The sequence below is a fragment of the Actinophytocola algeriensis genome, from assembly GCF_014203735.1.
Lineage (GTDB): Bacteria > Actinomycetota > Actinomycetes > Mycobacteriales > Pseudonocardiaceae > Actinophytocola > Actinophytocola algeriensis.
In genome coordinates, this window is record NZ_JACHJQ010000003.1 from 408,205 (window position 1) to 426,676 (window position 18,472).

The window sequence follows — 18,472 nt, forward strand, 5'->3', positions numbered from 1 at the left end:
CTCAGCGCTCAGGGCTGATGGCGGACGCGCCAGTCAGTGTTCAGTCAGGTGCGACACCGGGCTGTGTGCCCGGACGCCCGAAGGTGGCCGCGTCGGAAACCGCGGCGACACCGCCGCGCGTGAGGCCGAAAACGCTGTCCTGCCACGGAAGCGCGGCGAACAGGTGCGAGTCGAACGAGTTGCCCGCGGAGCCGTGGCCGACCGTCGTCGGCACGCCGGCCGGCGGGGTGAACGGGAGCGGGTTGGGGACACCCGGGAGGTCCGGGAGCGTGGGCAGGACCGGCTCGGGGGAGCCGCGCCTGCTCATGCCGTCGGCGAAGGCCCGGTCCGTGGCGGACCGGTGGACGACGGACTGGAGGTCGACACCGGGCACGGTGACGTCCTCGGCAGTCGCGCTGGGCAGGGGCACCGGGAAGGCGGGCATGTCCGAGCGGCCGTAGCCGGCGGAGGAGTACTCGCCGGCCTCGTCGGCGCCGGGCAGCTGCTCGAAGCCGCGTCCCGCGTCGGAGCGGAACTTCTGCGCGGCGTCCTTCACCCTGTCGCCGAGGTCCTTCAGCGGCTGCTTCGGCGGGGGCGGCGGATCCTGCAGGTACCGCGTGACGGTGTGGACCGCGGTCTCGACCGGCCCGGTGACGGGCGCGGCGAAGTCCTGGACCTCGGTGGTCACGTGCTGCACGGTCCGCACGTGCTGTTCGGCCGACCGCGGCGGTTGCACGTCGGCCGACGCGGAGGCGGTGGAGAGCCACCAGGCGAGGGCGGTCCCGGCGGCAACGCCACCGATGACCGTCAACGTCCGGCGGACGACACGCCGCGCGAACGCGGGCGTCTGCCGGACGTCGTTCTTCGCCTGAGCCACTGAACCTCGCTGGTTGGGACGGGGCGCGCATGCGCGCTGATCTCGAGACGCGGAGCGATCGAACGAGCACGTTCGGTGTCGCATGCCGTGCAGCGAGACACTTTCATCGATGGGCCCCGGCTCGCACGTCCCAACGGGACAGTCCGCCCGATCGTGTGACGAACACAGTGTGCAATCGAACATGACACAACGTAGTCATCGGTGGTGGGGCTGATCTGCTGCCAAATGTCCGATCCCCTCGATACCTTTCGTAGGTGACCTCGCCCCCCGAAGAGAAGTCCCCTCCACCGACCAGAAGACGACGCAGGACACCACCGCAGGACGTGACCGGGCTGGTGCCGACCGGTCTGCGTGTGAGCGCCGCCCTCGCGTGGCGCTTCCTCATGGTCATCGCCGCGCTGTACGTGATCATCTGGCTCGCCGGCTACTTCTCGCACCTCGTGGTGCCCGCGGCGATCGCGTTGCTGCTGGCGGCTTTGATGGCGCCGGGGGTGGAACGGCTCGTGCGGTGGAGCGTGCCCCGCGGCCTGGCGGCGGCGATCGTGATGATCGCCGGGATCGGCGTGCTCGGCGGCCTGCTGACGTTCGTGATCATCCAGTTCACGCAGGGCCTGCCGGAGTTGCAGTCCCAGGTCTCGGACAGCCTCGACCAGATCAGGACCTGGCTGACCGAGGGGCCGCTGCACCTGCGGGACGAGCAGATCACGTCGTTCATCGACAACACGATCGACACGATCCAGGAGAACCAGGCGGCGATCACCGAGGGCGCGCTCACCACGGCGACGACCATCGGCGAGATCCTGACCGGCTTCCTGCTGACCGTGTTCGTGCTGATCTTCTTCCTGTACGACGGCCCTGGCATCTGGAAGTTCGTGACCCGCGGCGTGCCGTCGCGGGTGCGGGACCGGGTGGACGTGGCCGGGCGGCGCGGGTTCGGCGCGCTCGTCAGCTATGTGCGCGCGACCGCCGCGGTGGCGCTCGTCGACGCCGTCGGCATCGGCATCGGGCTCGCGATCATGCAGGTGCCACTGGTGATCCCGCTGTCCGCGCTGGTGTTCCTCTCGGCGTTCGTGCCGATCATCGGTGCGGTCCTGGCAGGCACGGTCGCGGTGCTGATCGCGTTGGTGGCCAACGGGTTCATCGCCGCGGTGGTCGTGCTGGCGATCGTGGTCCTCGTGATGCAGCTGGAGAGCCACGTGCTGCAACCGTGGCTGCTCGGCCGCGCGGTGCGGCTGCACCCGCTCGCGGTGGTGCTGGCGATCACCGCGGGCCTGCTCGCGGCCGGGATCGCGGGCGCGCTGCTGTCGGTGCCGCTGCTGGCGGTGCTGAACGCGGGCGTCAAGTCGCTGGTGAACGACACCGACACGGAGCCGGAGGACATCGACGTCCTGAACCAGGACGACCAGGCCCCGCCCGGCGGCGATGCGGAAGAGGACACGAAGGCGACCTGGAAGCCGTGAACAACCAGCAGGGTCGGGATCCGACGCTTCCCTTGTGGCGCGCGGCGGTTCTGCTGCGGGTCCTGACCCTGCTGTTCGCGCTGGGCGTGATCATCTACCACCTGGACGAATACCGGCGGCCATGGCTGGCGCTGGTCATGGGTGGCGTGATGACCGTGTGGACGGTCGTCGTCGCGGTGCGGTACCTCAAGCCCACCGAGAAGCTGCTCGCGTTCACGGTGTTCGACCTCGCCGTGTGCTGTGCGGTGATGACCAGTTCCCTGCTCGTGCTCACACCGCTGCAGCTGGAAGGCGAACCGGTGCCGCTGGTCCCGACGGTGTGGGTCACCGGTGTGGTCGCCGCCGGTGCGGTGGCGGCCGGGCCGGTCGCGGGCGGGGTGTTCGGCGGTGTGGTGGCCGCGTTCAACTACGGCGTGCGCGGCTACGTCGACACCGACCTGACCCGCGACCTGATGCTGCTCGTCGGGGTGGGTTTCGTGCTGGGGCTGGCGGCCGCGTCGTCGCGGCGGTCGGCGGCACGGCTCGAGACCGCGTTGCGCACGGAGGCGGCGACGGCCGAGCGGGAGCGGCTCGCGCGGTCGATCCACGACAGCGTGCTGCAGGTCCTCGCACACGTGCGCAGGCGCGGCGGCGAGCTGGGCGGGGACGCGGCGGAGCTGGCGAAGCTCGCCGGTGAGCAGGAGGTCGCGTTGCGGGCGCTGGTGTCGAGCGCGCCGGCGTCGACCGAGGACGGCGCCGCGGACCTCGGTGCGCGGCTGAAGATCCTGGAGACCGAACGGGTCTCGGTGTCGGTCCCCGCGACGCCGGTGCCACTGCCGGCCGCGGCGGCGAACGAGCTGGCCTCGGCCGTGCGGGAGGCGCTCGCGAACGTCGGGAAGCACGCCGGTGTGACAGCCAAGGCGTGGGTGTTGCTCGAAGACCTCGGGTCGGACATCGTGGTCAGCGTCCGGGACGACGGGGTCGGCATCGCGCCCGGCCGGGTGGCCGCGGCGGAACGGGAGGGTCGCATGGGCATCGCGCGGTCCCTCCGCGGCCGGGTCGCGGAACTGGGTGGCAGTGTGACGCTCGAGACCGCGCCAGGGGAGGGGGTCGAGTGGGAACTCCGGGTGCCGCGGGAACGGAGCGGAGCGAAGTGACCCATTCAGCGCCAGTCTCGGTGATGGTCGTCGACGACCACCCGATGTGGCGGGACGGCGTCGCACGCGACCTGGCCGAGCGCGGCTTCGACGTGCGGGCGACCGCGGGGGACGCGGGCTCGGCGGTGCGGATCGCACGAACGGTGCGGCCCGACGTGGTGCTGATGGACCTCAACCTCGGTGAGGGTTCCGGCGTAACGGCCACCGGGCAGATCACCGCCGAGCTGACCGATACGCGCGTGCTGGTGCTGTCCGCGTCCGGTGAGCACGCGGACGTGCTGGAGGCGGTGAAGGCGGGCGCGTCCGGCTACCTGCTGAAGTCCGCGTCGGTGGCGGAGCTGGTCGACGCGGTCACGCGGACCGCGGCGGGCGACGCCGTGTTCACGCCCGGGCTCGCGGGCCTGGTGCTGGGTGAGTACCGGCGCATGGCCGCCGACCCGGACCCACGCGACCAGCCGAGGCTGACCGACCGGGAGACCGACGTGCTGCGGCTCGTGGCGAAGGGCCTGACCGCCCGGCAGATCGCGACGCGGCTGGTGCTGTCGCACCGGACCGTGGAGAACCACGTGCAGTCGACCCTGCGCAAACTGCAGCTGCACAACCGGGTCGAGCTGGCCCGCTACGCCATCGAGCACGGCCTCGACGGAGAACCGGATGGCACCCGCCAGTAGCAACGCTCGCTCCGTAAACTCCGCTCAGTAGGCTGTCAACCATGCATGACCCGCGCCTACTGCTCGACCCCGCCACGGACGCGGTGCGCAAGCTCGCGCGCCGTGGCTTCACTCTCGACCTGGTCGCCCTGGAGAAGCTGTTCTCCCAGCGCACGACCGTGATCGGGCAGACGGACGAGTCCCGTGCGGAGTCCAACCGGGCCGCGAAGGAGATCGGCGCGGCGGCCAAGCGCGGTGAGGACGTCACCGCGGTCAAGGAGAACGCCCGCGCGCTGAAGGCCCGCGTCCAGGAGCTCGAGGAGCAGCAGCGGCAGCTGGCCGCCGAGCTGGACGAGGTCATGCTGGGCATCCCGAACCTGCCGAGCGACGACCTGCCGGACGGCAACACCGACGAGGACGCCGAGCTGGTCAGCAGCTGGGGCGAGCCGCCGTCGTTCGACTTCGAGCCGAAGGACCACGTCGCGCTCGGCGAGCAGCTGGGCATCCTCGACTTCGCCCGTGCCACCAAGCTGTCGGGCCCCCGGTTCAGCGTGACCCGCGGTGCGGGTGCCCGGCTGGAGCGGGCGATCGCCACGTTCCTGCTGGAGCTGCACACCGAGAAGCACGGCTACACCGAGTACTCCATGCCCGTGATCGTGAACCGGCCGACCATGACCGGCACCGGGCAGCTGCCGAAGTTCGAGCAGGACCTGTTCCGCACGGCCGTCGCCGACCGCGAGCTGTTCCTGATCCCGACGGCCGAGGTGCCGCTGACGAACCTGCACGCGGGCGAGACGCTCCCCGCGGAGGACCTGCCGTTCGGGTACACGTCGAACACGCCGTGCTTCCGCTCGGAGGCCGGTTCGTACGGCAAGGACACCCGCGGCCTGATCCGCCTGCACCAGTTCCAGAAGGTCGAGCTGGTGCGGTTCTGCACGCCGGACCGGGCGGACGCCGAGTTCGACGTGCTGCTGTCGCACGCCGAGACGTGCCTGCGGGAACTGGGACTCGCCTACCGCGTCGTGAAGCTCGCGGCCGGTGACCTCGGTTTCTCCGCCGAGCGGACCTACGACCTCGAGGTGTGGCTGCCTGGGCAGGGCCGGTACCGGGAGATCTCGAGCGTGTCGGACTTCGGCACCTTCCAGGCCAGGCGTGCCGGCATCCGCACGAAGGCCAAGGACGGCACGCGCGGCTTCGCCAACACCCTCAACGGCTCCGGGCTGCCGATCGGCCGCACGCTGGTCGCGATCCTGGAGCAGAACCAGCAGGCGGACGGGTCGGTCGTGATCCCGCCCGCGCTGGTCCCGTACACCCGCTTCGAACGCATCGACCCGGATGGCACCGTGGGGGAGTGATCAAGGTGAGCGAGCAACCCGGACCCGTCGACCCGCGCGAACTGCGGGTGTCCGACGCAGAACGCACACACGTGGTGAACGTGCTGCAGAAGGCCATCGGGCACGGGATGCTGTCGCTCGACGAGTTCACCGAGCGCACCGACAAGGCGCTGGCGGCGAAGACCCGCGGCGAGCTGAACGCGGTGCTCGTCGACCTGGCCGGCGTCACGCACACGGACGCGGAGGCGCCGGTGCGGGAGAAGCCGGTGGAGCTGCGTGCCAGCTTCGCCACGCTCAAGCGCAACGGTGACTGGACGGTGCCGCGCGAGCTGGTGATCTACAACCGGCTCGGCTCGACCGACCTGGACTTCTCCGAGGCCCGCATCAAGCACGGCGAGGTGCGGATCCAGCTGAACTGCGGTGGCGGGTCGGTGAAGCTCGTGCTGCCGGAGGGCGCGTCGGTGGTGCACGACGAGGTCCGGATGACCGCGGGCAGCATCAAGGACAAGGTCGGCAGCGGTGGCGGCAGGCCGAGGTTCGTGCTGACCGGTTCGGTCACCGCGGGCTCGCTCGTGATCCGCAGGCCGAGCTACCTGCGGATCGGCAACCTGCTGATCCACTCGTCGTTGCGGATCACCCGCGCGGCGGACTGAGGAGGGAACGCGTGAAGGCTCTGGTCAAGGCGGCCAAGGGTCCCGGGCTGGAGCTCACCGAGGTGCCCGAGCCGGTGGCCGGGCCAGGTGACGTGCTCGTCCGCGTGCTGCGGACCGGGATCTGCGGCACGGACCTGCACATCCAGTCCTGGGACGAGTGGGCGGCGAACACTATCAAGCCGCCGCTGGTGATCGGGCACGAGTTCGCGGGCGAGGTCGTCGAGGTCGGCGCGGCCGTCACGAAGGTCAAGCCGGGCGACCTGGTCTCCGGCGAGGGGCACTTGATCTGCGGCACCTGCCGCAACTGCAAGGCCGGGCGGCGGCACCTGTGCGCCAACACCGTCGGCCTCGGGGTGCACACGGCGGGCGCGTTCGCGGAGTACGCGGTGCTGCCGGAACAGAACGCGTGGGTGCACACCCACGAGGTGGACCTCGACGTGGCGGCGATCTTCGACCCGTTCGGCAACGCCGTGCACACCGCGCTGTCGTTCCCGGTGCTGGGTGAGGACGTGCTGATCACCGGCGCGGGCCCGATCGGCCTGATGGCGGCAGCGGTCGCGAAGCACGCGGGCGCCCGGCACGTGGTGATCACGGACGTGTCCGAGCCGCGGCTGGAGCTGGCCGGCAAGATCGGCGCCGACCTGGCGCTGAACGTCGCCACCACCAGGATCTCCGACGTCTACGGCCAGCTGCGGATGAGCGAGGGCTTCGACGTCGGCATGGAGATGTCCGGCCAGCCCTCCGCCCTGCGCGACATGATCGCGAACATGACGCACGGCGGCCGGATCGCGATGCTGGGCCTGCCCGCGCAGGAGATCCCGATCGACTGGTCGCACGTGGTGCTGAAGATGCTGACGATCAAGGGCATCTACGGCCGCGAGATGTTCGAGACCTGGTACGCGATGTCCGTCCTGCTACAGGCGGGGCTGGACATCTCCCCGGTGATCACCCACCGGTTCCACTACACGGAGCACGAGGCCGCGTTCGCCACCGCGCGCGACGGCCGGTGCGGCAAGGTCCTGTTGGACTGGACGGAGGCCTGATGTTCGGCACGATGCGGGACAACCTGCGCACGGAGCTGGCGGAGATCCGCGCGGCGGGCCTCTACAAGGCCGAGCGGGTGATCTCGACCCCGCAGAACGCGGCGGTCCGGGTCGGCACCGAGCCCGAGGTCCTGAACTTCTGCGCCAACAACTACCTGGGCCTGGCCGACCACCCCGTGCTGGTGGCGGCCGCGAAGGACGCGCTCGACCGGTGGGGCTTCGGCATGGCGTCCGTCCGGTTCATCTGCGGTACGCAGGAACCGCACAAGGAGCTGGAAGCCAAGCTGTCCGAGTTCCTGAGCACCGAAGACACGATCCTCTACAGCTCCTGCTTCGACGCGAACGCGGGACTGTTCGAGACCATCCTCGGCAAGGACGACGCCGTGATCTCGGACGAGCTGAACCACGCGTCGGTGATCGACGGCATCCGCCTGTGCAAGGCCTCCCGGTTGCGCTACAAGAACCGCGACATGGCCGACCTGGAGCGGCAGCTGAAGGAAGCGGCCGGCGCGCGGTATCGCCTGATCGCCACGGACGGCGTGTTCTCGATGGACGGCTACCTGGCGCCGCTGGACGAGATCTGCGCGCTGGCCGACCGCTACGACGCCCTGGTGATGGTCGACGACTCGCACGCGGTGGGCTTCACGGGCCCGACCGGGCGCGGCACCCCGGAGCTGTTCGGTGTCCAGGACCGCGTGGACGTCGTGACGGGCACGCTCGGCAAGGCGCTGGGCGGCGCGAGCGGCGGTTACACGTCCGGCCGTGCGGAGATCGTGGAGATGCTGCGGCAGCGATCGCGCCCGTACCTGTTCTCGAACTCCCTTGCCCCGTCGATCACCGCGACGACACTGGCGGCGCTGAACCTGCTCGAGTCGTCCGGCGAGCTGCTGTCGCGGCTCCGCGCCAACACCGAGTTGTTCCGCGCGAAGATGACGGACGCGGGCTTCGACCTGCTGCCGGGCGAGCACCCGATCATCCCCGTCATGATCGGCGACGCGGCCGAGGCCGGCCGCATGGCCGACCTGCTGCTGGCACGCGGCGTGTACGTGATCGGCTTCTCGTACCCGGTCGTGCCCCACGGCAAGGCCCGCATCCGCACGCAGATGTCGGCGGCCCACTCGACGGAGGACGTCGAGCACGCGGTGGAGGCATTCGTGTCCGCGAGGGGCGCAATGTGAACACTCTTCGCAATCACTCGAACACGACATCCGGTGATTCGTGCGCAACTGCTAACGATTAGTTAGCACCAGGCCAACGGGGTGCCACAATGTCCCCGACTCTGACATGTCAGAGCCCCAACGCCGGCTAAGTCGAGCGTCGGGGCCCGGCTACGGCCGGGCTTCGCGCCGCTGGCATCGGTCGCGTAGCCCCCCGAGCGATCGATGCCAGTGGCGCGGTCCATCTCACCGCACCTTCCGGCTGCCGAGGCTCTTCGCGTACCGGCCCGCCGCCTCCAGCACCGCCGCCCTCTCCGCCGCGGGACACCCGGTCAGCGCCTGCTTGGTCCGCTCGTTCGCCACCGCCAGCCGCTTGAGCGCCACCACCAGCCAACCGATGCTGCCGATCGCGGTCGTGACCGCGGGCACGACCAACCACCAGGTCATCCGTCCACCGTCCTCGGATCGATGATCGGGGCGGCCCCCGCTGCCAGTGCCTCGAGAGTCCTGGTCGTGAGCGCCTCCGCGGCTTTCGCCACCTCGGCAGCTTCCCGGCGCACCTCCGCCAGGTGGTCGAGGGCGGCCACGACCCGCTCGCACTCCTCGTCGCTCGGCCAGCGCAGGAGGAGGTCGCGCACGTCGGCGTAGCGCAGGGCGTCCTGACCGGCCGACAGCTGGGCGGCGATCGTCCGCGCCCTCGCCATGGACGGTTTGCGCAACCTGAGGCAGTGGTCCGGGAGCAGCACCAACGCGCCTCCCCGCGTGACGGCGTGGGCCTCGACCCGCCCCCTGCCGACGGAGATCAGGACGTCACCGCGCCGGTTCGTGATCTCCTCGGTCCGCTCCCCGTCCAACCGGACGCCGCGGATCAACTCGACCTCTCCCGCGGCGATCAGCTCGTGCACCGGTCGACGCGGCGCTGTCGACGCGACCAGCTCACGCGGCACCGCCGCGGCCAGCGTGGTCGCGGTCCGGTCGAGCCGCACCCGGGCACCGTCGTACCGCGTCAGGGCTTCTGGCAGGTCGACGTCGTCGCGCCAGGACGCGACGTCCAGCCAGCACTCGCCGTCGAGGAGCGACTCCCTGGGCACGGCGGTGGCGGGGAATCGGTCAGGCAGATCACCGGTCTCCTGCCAGCTGCGGCAGGCCCGCACGAGGTCGTCGAGGTCACGCTGGTCCACCCTGCCGTCGGTGCCCGTGGCACGCCGGGCGTCGACGAGCAGCACGTCGGGGACGGTCGCCTCGCCGGGTGGCCGCAGGAGCCACAGCGCGGTGTGCTCGAACCCGCCCCCGTACAGATCGTGCGGCAGCTCGATCACCGCCTCGACCACGCCCTGCCGGACGAAGTGCTTGCGGCGGGCCTGGTCCTTTCTGTGCACGAGCAAGGAGTGTGGCGAGACGTGGAAACCGCGGCCGCCCGGCCGCAGCGCACGCACCGTCCGGTCGAGCAACTCCGCGCTCTCGGTCCAGCTGGTGTCCGATGCCGTGAGGACGACATCCGCCACCGGGCCGGGCGGGTCCTCCGCGCGCCGCACGTCGACGTCCACGCCGTGGATCATCAGCCGGAGCGTCGCGATCCGGTGTTCGGTCTTGTCTTCGCAGTCTCCGGTGAGCCGCACGGCGCTGCCGGAACCGGCCACCGCGAGCAGGAGCGTGCCGATTCCGCAGTGCGGGTCGTGGACGGCGCCGGAGAGGTCACCCGCGAAGGCGAGCACGAGGTCCGCGACACCTGGCGGGGTGGCGCGCCAGTACACGCGCTGCTCCCGTGCCGTCGCCTCGGCGATGAGCGCCTCGCACACGGCCACCTCGCCGTGTGTGTCGACGAGCCGCGGCAACAGGCTGACGACCGGCGCCGCGCCCGCCACCGCCGGTGCGGGTTCCCGGCGGCCCTCGGTGACATAGCTGGCGAGGACCTGAAGGCAGAGCTCGACCACCTTGCCGACGCCGATGTCGGCACGAACCGTGTTCAACGCGGCGGCGATCTCGTCGCGCAGCGACGGGCGGACCAGCTCCTTGCCGTGCGCCGTCAACCACGCCCGGATGTCGGCGAGGGTGAACAGGGCGGCCGCGTCCGTCTCGCGGACGGGGACCGGGAAGTCCTTGTGCCTGCGGCGCCAGTTGCTGACGGCCGGGCGGGTCACGCCCGCGAGCCTCGCGACGTCGGCGAGGCTGACCAGGGTGGTGTCGTCCGGCACCGATCCAGTGTCGTGTGAACCCCCTTAACAAGTCAACTGTTAAGGGGGTTCACACGTGAACACTCAGACGACGACGTTCACCAGGCGGCCGGGGACCACGATCACCTTGCGGGGTTCGCCGCCGTTGATCAGTGCGGCGACCTTCTCCTCCGCCAGCGCCGCGGCCTTGACCTCGTCCTGCGTGGCCGACGCGGGCACCGTCACCCGGGCGCGGACCTTGCCGTTGACCTGGATCGGGTACTCGACCGTGTCCTCGACCAGGTACCGCTCGTCCGCCACCGGGAACGGGCCGTGGGCCAGCGAGCCGTCGTGGCCCAGCGCGGACCACATCTCCTCCGCGATGTGCGGGCACAGCGGCGCCAGCATCAGCACCATCGGCTCGACGACCGACCTCGGCGCCGGCTTGCCGCCGTAGGCCTTGGTCACGTGGTTGTTCAGCTCGATCAGCTTCGCGCCCGCGGTGTTGAAGCGCATGTTCGCGTAGTCGGCGTGCACGCCGTCGATGGCCTTGTGCAGCGCGCGCAGCGTCGCCTCGTCCGGCTCCTCGGCGCTGACCTTCAGCGCGCCGGTCGTCTCGTCGACGACGTTGCGCCAGATGCGCTGCAGGAAGCGCTGCGCGCCGACGACGTCCTTCGTCGCCCACGGGCGCGAGACGTCCATGGGGCCCATGGCCATCTCGTAGAACCGGAACGTGTCCGCGCCGTACCGTTCGCACATCTCGTCCGGCGTGACGACGTTCTTCAGGCTCTTGCCCATCTTCCCGTACTCCTGCTTGACCTCCTGGTCGTTCCAGAAGTACTTGCCGTCGCGCTCGACGACCTCCTCCGCGGGCACGTAGACGCCCCGGGCGTCCGTGTAGGCGTAGGCCTGGATGTAGCCCTGGTTGAACAGCCTGCGGTACGGCTCCTTCGCCGACACGTGGCCCAGGTCGTACAGCACCTTCTGCCAGAACCGCGAGTACAGCAGGTGCAGCACGGCGTGCTCGATGCCGCCGATGTACAGGTCGACGCCGCCCGGGTCGTCCGGGCCGTGGACCTGCGGCTGCGGGCCCAGCCAGTACTTCTCGTTCTCCGGCTCGCAGAAGCGTTCCTCGTCGGTCGGGTCGACGTAGCGCAGCTGGTACCAGCACGAACCCGCCCACTGCGGCATGACGTTCGCGTCGCGGCGGTAGGTCTTCTTGCCCTCGCCCAGGTCCAGCTCGACGTCGATCCAGTCCGACGCCCTGGACAGCGGGGGCGACGGCTCGGAGTCGGCGTCGTCCGGGTCGAACGTCCTCGGGGAGTAGTCGTCGACCTCGGGCAGCTCCACCGGCAGCATGGTCTCCGGCAGCGCGCGCGGCAGGCCGTCCTCGTCGTAGACGACGGGGAACGGCTCGCCCCAGTAGCGCTGGCGCGCGAACAGCCAGTCGCGCAGCTTGTACTGCAGGCGGCCCTCGCCGTGGCCGTTCTGCTCCAGCCACGTGATGATCGTCTTCTTGGCCTCGTCGACGTCCAGCCCATCCAGACTGAGTCCGTTTTCCTGGCTCGAGTTGATGGCCACGCCTTCACCCGTGAAGGCCTCGCCGTCGAAGCCCTCCGTGGGCTGGACCGTGCGGACGATGTTCAGGCCGAACACCTTCGCGAAGTCCCAGTCGCGCTGGTCCTGGCCCGGCACCGCCATGATCGCGCCGGTGCCGTAGCCCATCAGCACGTAGTCCGCGATGAACACCGGGATCTTGGTCTCGGTCACCGGGTTCGTGGCGAACACCCCGACGAAGACGCCGGTCTTCTCCTTGTTCTCCTGGCGGTCCAGCTCGGACTTCTGCGACGCGGCGCGCCGGTACTCGGCGATGGCCTCCTTCGGCGTCGCGTGGCCGCCGGTCCACCGCTCGTCGGTGTCCGCCGGCCAGGCGTCCGGCACGATCCGGTCCACCAGGTGGTGCTCGGGCGCCATGACCATGTACGTCGCGCCGAACACGGTGTCCGGGCGGGTGGTGAAGACCTCGATCGCGTCATCCCCGGCGGGGAAGCGGATGTGGGCGCCCTTCGAGCGGCCGATCCAGTTGCGCTGCATGGACTTGACCTGGTCGGACCACTCCAGCAGGTCCAGGTCGTCGACCAGGCGGTCGGCGTAGGCGGTGATCCGCATCATCCACTGGCGCAGGTTCTTGCGGAACACGGGGAAGTTGCCGCGCTCGCTCTTACCGTCGGCGGTGACCTCCTCGTTCGCCACCACCGTGCCCAGCCCGGGGCACCAGTTGACCGGCGCCTCCGACAGGTACACCAGCCGGTGCGAGTCGATGATCTTCCGCTGCTCGACGACGGTCAGCTCGCACCAGCCGCGACCGTCCGGCGTGCGGCGCTTGTCCTGCGCGTACTCGGCCTCCAGCTCGCTGATCGGCCGGGCCTTGTCCTGCGTCTCGTCGTACCAGGAGTTGAAGATCTGCAGGAAGATCCACTGCGTCCAGCGGTAGTACGACAGGTCGGTCGTGTTGACGCGGCGGCGCTCGTCGTGCCCCAGTCCCAGCCTGCGGATCTGCTTCAGGTAGCGGGCGACGTTCTCTTCCGTCGTCTTGCGCGGGTGTTGGCCGGTCTGCACCGCGTACTGCTCGGCGGGCAGGCCGAACGCGTCGAAGCCCATGGTGTGCAGGACGTTGCGGCCGGTCATGCGGTGGTAGCGCGCGAACACGTCCGTGCCGATGAAGCCCAGCGGGTGACCGACGTGCAGGCCGGCGCCCGACGGGTACGGGAACATGTCCTGGACGAACAGCTTGTCGTCCGGCACGTCACCCTTCAGCGGGCCGACCGGGTTCGGTGCCTCGAAGGTCCCGCGCTCGGTCCAGTGCTCCTGCCACCGCTGCTCGATGGTGTTGGCCAGCGCGGCCGTGTAGCGGTGTTCTGGCACTGCCTCGGCGGCGGCGTCACTCATCGTGGGTCCTTCCATGGTTGCTCTGCTCCGGAACACAAAAAACCCCTCTGCCGCAGGGCATGAGGGGTTAGCCGCACTGACCTCGCGAGCTGGTCAGCGCGGCCGGCTAAGGAGCAGGCGTCCGGCGCGCATAGCACTACTCTATCGCGCGGGCCAACCCCGTTTCCCGCGCCTCCAGGCGGAACAGGTGGTGGTCGACGAGGGCGATGGCCTGCTCAGGTGTGCGGTGGCCGAGCAGTACGGCGTCGCCGAGACCGGCGGCGACGGCCAGCAGCAGGTCCGCCTCCCGCGCCGGGTCGAGGTCGGCGGCCAGCTCGCCCGCGGCCTGCGCGGCGGCGACCATCGTGGTCAGCACCTCGGCGAGCTGCGCGTGGCCGGTGCGGAACCGGCCCGCGATCTCCTCGTCCTTCAGCGCGCGCACGAGGAACGCGTTCGCCACCAGTGCTTCCGCGCGGCTCGCGTCGTCGAGCGGCAGCAGTGCGACGATGGTGTCGCGCAGGGTCGCCGGGGTGCCGAGCCGTTGCTCGACGTGGTCGCGCAGCGTGCCGGTGGCGAACCGCAGCATGGCGTCCTTGGTCGCGAAGTAGTGCTGCACCAGGCCTTTCGAGATGCCCGCCTCGGCCGCGACCTCGCCGAGGCTCACCGCCTCGAGGCCCCGGTCGGCGGCGATGCGCCGGACGGCCGCGGCGATCAGCCGCCTGCGCTCATCGTGATCGACCCGCTTCGGCATCGCACCCCTTCACGATACGACTGGATTGCAAAAATCCGGCACAGCTTTTACGATCCGATCGTATCGCCAAAGTCGGGGAGGCTTCGCATGGCGTTCCACTCACCACAGGCACGCGCCGAGTACGACGTGGCCTACGACCGGGCGTTCGCCGCGCTGCCCGCACCCGCCGAGCGGCGCGACATCCGTACGGACTGGGGGTCCGCGCGGGTCTACCGCTTCGGGGAGAAAGGCCCGGCTCCGCTCGTGCTGCTGCCCGGCCGGGCGGGCACCTCGATCATGTGGGAGCCCAACCTCGCCGCACTCGCCGCCGAGCACCCGGTGTGGACCGTCGACCTGATCGGCGAGCCGGGCCGCAGCGAGCAGACCGCGCCGATCCGCGACGCCGCCGACCAGGCCGCCTGGCTCGAGGCCCTCCTCGCGGGGCTGGACCTGGACGCCGTGCACCTCGTCGGCTACTCGTTCGGTGGCTGGCTCGCGATGAACCTGGCCGTCCGGGCGCCTACCCGGCTCGCGTCCGTGACCGTGATCGATCCGGTGCGGACGTTCGCCGGGTTCCCGGTCCCGCTGCTCGTGCGCACGACGCTCACGCTCGTCCCCGGCATCCGCCGCTGGGCCCGGCCGTCGTTCCTGCGCTGGACCGCGGGCGGCGCGGCGGTGCCCGACGGCGACCCGGTCGCGACGATCATCGACGAGGGCATGCGGACCTTCGCGATCACGCTGCCGGTCCCCGCGTTGTTCACCGACGAGCAACTGCGGTCGGTCACGCTCCCGGTGCTCGCGCTGATCGCGGGCCGCAGCGTCATGCACGCCCCTCGCCGGGCCGTCGCCCGCGCCAGGGACCTGCTGCCGGACGTGCGGGCCGAGCTGTGGCCGGAGGCGACCCACGCCATCGCGGGCGAGTCGGCCGACGAGGTCGGCGCACGGATCCTGGAGTTCATCCGATGATCGCGCTGCTGCTGTGGGACGCGGGCCTGCCGCTCGCCGCCTACTACGGGCTGCGGCTCGCCGGGCAGAGCGAGCAGGTCGCACTGCTGGCGGGCGCGGTGCTCGCCGCCATGCGGATCTGCTGGGTCGCGGCGCGGCACCGGAGGTTCGACGGCGTCGCGGCCTTGCTCACGGCGGTGCTGGCGGTCGGCCTCGTGCTGTCGTTCGTCTCCGGCGACGTCCGGTTCATCCTGGTCAAGGAGTCCTTCGCCACCGCGGCCGCGGCGCTCGTCCTGCTGGCGACCGCGCGCGGCAACCCGTTGATCCTGGTGGCGGTGCGTGCCGGGTCGAACGAGGAGAAGCGCGCCGAGATCGACCGGCTGTGCGCCGACGTGCCGGGGTTCCGGCGGTCCTTCGTGCTGATGTCGGTGGTGTGGGGAATCGCACTACTGGCCGAGGCGGCACTGCGGGTGCCGCTGGTCTACCTGCTGTCCGCCGACGTGATGGCCGGGCTGAGCGTGGTGCTGCTGCTCGTCGTGATCGGCCTGCTGTCGGGGTGGACGGCCTGGTACGCGGGCCGGGTGCAGAACCGCCACGCGAGCCGACCTACCATCGACATGTGTTCGTAGTCGCGCTGGTTCCGCTGCTGGTCGGGTTGGTCGTCGCGTCGGTCGGGATCCTCGGGTTCTCGGAGCGGTTGCCCCGCAACAGGTTCGGTGGCGTCCGCACGCCCGCGACCCTGCGCGACGACGAGACGTTCCGCGTCGGCAACAAGGTCGCGGGCCTGCCCATCGCCGTCGGCGGCGCGGTCGGGATCCTCGGTGGCACCGCCGCGCTCGCCATGACCGGCACCGCCGCGACCATCGTGACCGCCGTGCTCGCACTGCTCGGCACGCTGGTCATCACCGGTGCGGGCGGCGTGCTGGGCCACCGGGCCGCGGAGGCCGTGCCCGAGCCGGAGCCCGAGCTGCCCGAGGGCTGCAAGGGCTGCCAGTGCGGTGGCTGCGGCGTCGCCGCGCTGGCAGGGGGAGCGGAGCGACGGAGCGGCCACCGTCTGGACTGAGGAGCGCGCGCAGGCGCGCCAGCGCCGAGCACGCGACGAGGGAAGACGTGGTTGAGCGGAGGAGCGCAGCCCCCATCGAACACGGCAGGACTCAGTTGGTGCGAACGTCACCCGGGTGGGTGGCGAGTAACGCCAGCGGCATGCCCTGCCGCCGCAGCACCCGGCCCCACAGGTCCTGGTCCGTCGGCGCCAGCACGTCACTCGGCAGCGCGGGCACCACGATCCAGTCACCGCGCTCGATCTCGCCCGCCACCTGGCCGACGTCCCAGCCCGCGTAGCCCGCGAACACCCGCAGGCCCTTGAACTTCGGCACCAGCACCTCGGGGTCGGCGTCGAGGTCGACGAGCGCGACCGGGCCACGCACCCCGATCAGGCCCTTCACCCCGTTCGCCTCCTCGCCGGTGCGCAGGGAGGCCAGGCAGAGCGCGGTCTTCTGCTCGACCGGGCCGCCGACGAACACCGAGCCCGGGTTCGTCACATGGGGTCCCCAGTTGGGCAGCACGTCGTCGACCGGCACCTCACTCGGCCGGTTCAGCACCACGCCGAGCGTGCCTTCCCCGCGGTGGTCGATGACGAACACGACGGTCCGGCGGAAGTTCGAGTCGGTAAGAGAGGGTGCCGCCACGAGGAGCGTGCCCGGCTCTACGGCCGCATCGGGAGCGTCGGATCGCACCAGGACATGATCCCATTCATTCAGCGGGAAGCCAGCACGCCTACGGTACCTGGGGAACAATGGGGGCCACCTCCTCGTTGGAGGAGGTGGCTGGACACCACTGTGTCCCCCGGGCTCAACCAGAACAGCCTTCATGGAATACCGGTTCGGCCGGAGCCATGTCGCGCCATCCGCCGTGAGGCGACCGGGTGCCCAGCCACTCGAATGGCGGGTGGGTCACGTGAGTGGCACACCCGCCGTTCGGGGTTTCCCATAGGCTCATCTCTCGTGACGACCTCCGCTGATGTGTCCGATCCGCACCACATCCGGATCGGACCGCGTCGGCTGCTCGCCATCGGCGAGTTCCGAAGGCTCCTGTTCAGCCGGTTCTCCTCCCAGTGGGGCGACGGTCTGTTCCAGACGGGCCTCGCGGGCGCGGTCGTGTTCAACCCGGAACGGGCCGTGTCGCCGTCGGAGATCGCGGTCGGGTTCGTCGTGCTGCTGCTGCCGTACTCGGTCATCGGGCCCTTCGCGGGTGCCCTGCTCGACCGGTGGGACCGCCGCCGCGTGCTGGTCGTGGCGAACCTGCTCCGCGGTGTCCTGATCCTGTTCTCGGCCGTCTGTGTCGCGACCGGCGTCGCCGGGTTCCCGATCCTGTTGCTCGCGCTCATCGTCATCGGCATCAGCCGGTTCGTCGGGGCCGGGCTGTCCGCGTCGCTGCCCCATGTGGTGCCGGTGCCCAACCTCGTCGAGGCCAACGCGTTGTCGGTCACGCTCGGCGCGGTGGTGTCCGTGATCGGCGGCGGCTGCGCGGTCGGGCTGCGGGCCGTGTTCGGTGAGGACAACGCCGGGTCCGGGCTCACCGCGGCCGTCGCGGTCGTCGGGTCGGGACTGGCGGCGTTGCTCGCGTCCCGGTTCGCCCGCGGCGCGCTCGGTCCCGACCGGGTCGTGGAGCCGGCCACCGCGGTCGCGGCCGTCGCGAACGGACTGTTCGACGGTGCCCGGGTCGCCCTGCGCACCCCGACCGTCGCCGCCGGGTTCTGCGCGCTGCTCGCGCACCGCGCCTCGTTCGGGATCTCGCTGCTGATGACCGTGATCCTCATGCGGTACAGCTTCGAGAGCTGGGGGCCCGTCGAGGCCGGGCTGCCGGGGCTCGGGGTGGTACTCGGTGCCGGTGGCATCGGCATCTTCGTCGCCGGGCTCACCACCGCGCGCCTGGTCACGAGCCTCGGCCGCAAGCGGACGGTGTTCATCGCGCTCGGGGTGGCCGCGCTGTCCCAGTTCGGGCTCGGCCTGCCGATGCTCCTGCCGACCACATTGGCCGCCGCGTTCGTGATCGCCTACACGGGCCAGGTCGTGAAGCTGTGCGTGGACGCGGCCGTGCAGCGCGACATCGGCGACGAGACCCGCGGCCGGGTGTTCGCCCTCTACGACATGCTGTTCAACATCACGCAAGCGCTTGCGGTGGCGATCGCGGCCACCGTGATCCCGGCCAACGGCGAGTCGGTGACCCTCATCGTGGTCGCCACCGTCGTGTACCTGGCCGGGATCACCGGCTTCGAGCTCGTCAGCCGACGAGGTCAGCGAGTCGCGTGACCTGCTCGGGGTCGCGCCCGTGGCAGTACAGCACCACCTCGTCCGCACCGAGGTCCGCGAAGTGCCCGATCGCGACGCGGGCCGGCGTCGAGGCGGCGGCCACGGCTCCCGCGCTA

General features: G+C 70.8%; 18 protein-coding genes. 11 read left to right on the plus strand and 7 right to left on the minus strand.

Annotated elements, in window-relative coordinates; all coding sequences use genetic code 11:
- Positions 1–40: 40 nt before the first annotated feature.
- Positions 41–856: a hypothetical protein gene (locus FHR82_RS14195; RefSeq protein WP_184810851.1), complete on the minus strand. Its 816-nt coding sequence runs from the start codon at positions 854–856 to the stop codon at positions 41–43.
- 323 nt (positions 857–1,179) lie between these two features.
- On the opposite strand from FHR82_RS14195, the gene FHR82_RS14200 reads away from it, so the two are divergent.
- Genes FHR82_RS14200 through FHR82_RS14230 form a run of 7 tightly spaced genes read left to right on the plus strand, consistent with a single transcriptional unit; the run spans position 1,180 to position 8,310 of the window.
- Positions 1,180–2,316: an AI-2E family transporter gene (locus FHR82_RS14200; RefSeq protein ID WP_311771134.1), complete on the plus strand. Its 1,137-nt coding sequence runs from the start codon at positions 1,180–1,182 to the stop codon at positions 2,314–2,316.
- A complete protein-coding gene (gene macS / locus FHR82_RS14205) occupies positions 2,313–3,452 on the plus strand; it encodes a MacS family sensor histidine kinase (RefSeq protein WP_184810852.1) in 1,140 nt (379 codons plus the stop codon). Before FHR82_RS14200 ends, macS begins: the two co-directional genes overlap by 4 nt.
- A 23-nt stretch (positions 3,453–3,475) precedes the next feature.
- Positions 3,476–4,123 carry a response regulator gene (locus FHR82_RS14210; RefSeq protein WP_184810853.1) on the plus strand — a complete coding sequence of 216 codons (648 nt, stop codon included), beginning with the start codon at positions 3,476–3,478 and terminating at the stop codon, positions 4,121–4,123.
- A gap of 41 nt (positions 4,124–4,164) precedes the next feature.
- Positions 4,165–5,457: a serine--tRNA ligase gene (gene serS / locus FHR82_RS14215; RefSeq protein ID WP_184810854.1), complete on the plus strand. Its 1,293-nt coding sequence runs from the start codon at positions 4,165–4,167 to the stop codon at positions 5,455–5,457.
- A gap of 5 nt (positions 5,458–5,462) precedes the next feature.
- Positions 5,463–6,089 carry a DUF1707 SHOCT-like domain-containing protein gene (locus tag FHR82_RS14220; protein ID WP_184810855.1) on the plus strand — a complete coding sequence of 209 codons (627 nt, stop codon included), beginning with the start codon at positions 5,463–5,465 and terminating at the stop codon, positions 6,087–6,089.
- A gap of 11 nt (positions 6,090–6,100) precedes the next feature.
- On the plus strand, positions 6,101–7,132 hold the full coding sequence (tdh, locus tag FHR82_RS14225) for an L-threonine 3-dehydrogenase (RefSeq protein ID WP_184810856.1): 1,032 nt from the start codon (positions 6,101–6,103) through the stop codon (positions 7,130–7,132).
- A complete protein-coding gene (locus FHR82_RS14230; protein ID WP_184810857.1) occupies positions 7,132–8,310 on the plus strand; it encodes a glycine C-acetyltransferase in 1,179 nt (392 codons plus the stop codon). The genes tdh and FHR82_RS14230 overlap by 1 nt, the downstream gene beginning before the upstream one ends.
- Before the next feature lie 225 nt (positions 8,311–8,535).
- Here the strand turns inward: FHR82_RS14230 and FHR82_RS14235 are convergent, their stop codons facing one another.
- From FHR82_RS14235 to FHR82_RS14250, 4 genes are all read right to left on the minus strand, one after another.
- Complete coding sequence (locus FHR82_RS14235; RefSeq protein ID WP_184810858.1) at positions 8,536–8,736, minus strand: hypothetical protein; 201 nt, start codon at positions 8,734–8,736, stop codon at positions 8,536–8,538.
- Positions 8,733–10,484 carry an N-6 DNA methylase gene (locus tag FHR82_RS47405; RefSeq protein ID WP_184810859.1) on the minus strand — a complete coding sequence of 584 codons (1,752 nt, stop codon included), beginning with the start codon at positions 10,482–10,484 and terminating at the stop codon, positions 8,733–8,735. Before FHR82_RS47405 ends, FHR82_RS14235 begins: the two co-directional genes overlap by 4 nt.
- A 63-nt stretch (positions 10,485–10,547) precedes the next feature.
- A complete protein-coding gene (gene leuS, locus FHR82_RS14245; RefSeq protein ID WP_184810860.1) occupies positions 10,548–13,391 on the minus strand; it encodes a leucine--tRNA ligase in 2,844 nt (947 codons plus the stop codon).
- A 136-nt stretch (positions 13,392–13,527) separates the two neighbouring features.
- Positions 13,528–14,121 (minus strand): TetR/AcrR family transcriptional regulator, encoded by a 594-nt coding sequence (locus tag FHR82_RS14250; RefSeq protein WP_184810861.1) that lies wholly within the window; start codon positions 14,119–14,121, stop codon positions 13,528–13,530.
- A gap of 87 nt (positions 14,122–14,208) precedes the next feature.
- On the opposite strand from FHR82_RS14250, the gene FHR82_RS14255 reads away from it, so the two are divergent.
- Genes FHR82_RS14255 through FHR82_RS14265 form a run of 3 tightly spaced genes read left to right on the plus strand, consistent with a single transcriptional unit; the run spans position 14,209 to position 16,108 of the window.
- Positions 14,209–15,066 carry an alpha/beta fold hydrolase gene (locus FHR82_RS14255; RefSeq protein WP_184810862.1) on the plus strand — a complete coding sequence of 286 codons (858 nt, stop codon included), beginning with the start codon at positions 14,209–14,211 and terminating at the stop codon, positions 15,064–15,066.
- Positions 15,063–15,674: a VC0807 family protein gene (locus FHR82_RS14260; protein ID WP_184810863.1), complete on the plus strand. Its 612-nt coding sequence runs from the start codon at positions 15,063–15,065 to the stop codon at positions 15,672–15,674. The genes FHR82_RS14255 and FHR82_RS14260 overlap by 4 nt, the downstream gene beginning before the upstream one ends.
- Positions 15,665–16,108 (plus strand): SdpI family protein, encoded by a 444-nt coding sequence (locus FHR82_RS14265; RefSeq protein ID WP_184810864.1) that lies wholly within the window; start codon positions 15,665–15,667, stop codon positions 16,106–16,108. The genes FHR82_RS14260 and FHR82_RS14265 overlap by 10 nt, the downstream gene beginning before the upstream one ends.
- 91 nt (positions 16,109–16,199) lie before the next feature.
- Here FHR82_RS14265 and FHR82_RS14270 read toward each other — a convergent pair whose 3' ends face one another.
- On the minus strand, positions 16,200–16,781 hold the full coding sequence (locus FHR82_RS14270; protein WP_311771071.1) for a YqgE/AlgH family protein: 582 nt from the start codon (positions 16,779–16,781) through the stop codon (positions 16,200–16,202).
- Between the two features lie 267 nt (positions 16,782–17,048).
- On the opposite strand from FHR82_RS14270, the gene FHR82_RS14275 reads away from it, so the two are divergent.
- Positions 17,049–18,356, plus strand: coding sequence for an MFS transporter (locus tag FHR82_RS14275; RefSeq protein ID WP_311771072.1), 1,308 nt, complete (start codon positions 17,049–17,051; stop codon positions 18,354–18,356).
- Here FHR82_RS14275 and FHR82_RS46045 read toward each other — a convergent pair.
- Positions 18,328–18,459, minus strand: a complete 132-nt coding sequence (locus FHR82_RS46045; RefSeq protein WP_260418056.1) for a hypothetical protein — start codon at positions 18,457–18,459, stop codon at positions 18,328–18,330. The genes FHR82_RS14275 and FHR82_RS46045 overlap by 29 nt on opposite strands.
- Positions 18,460–18,472 lie beyond the last annotated feature (13 nt).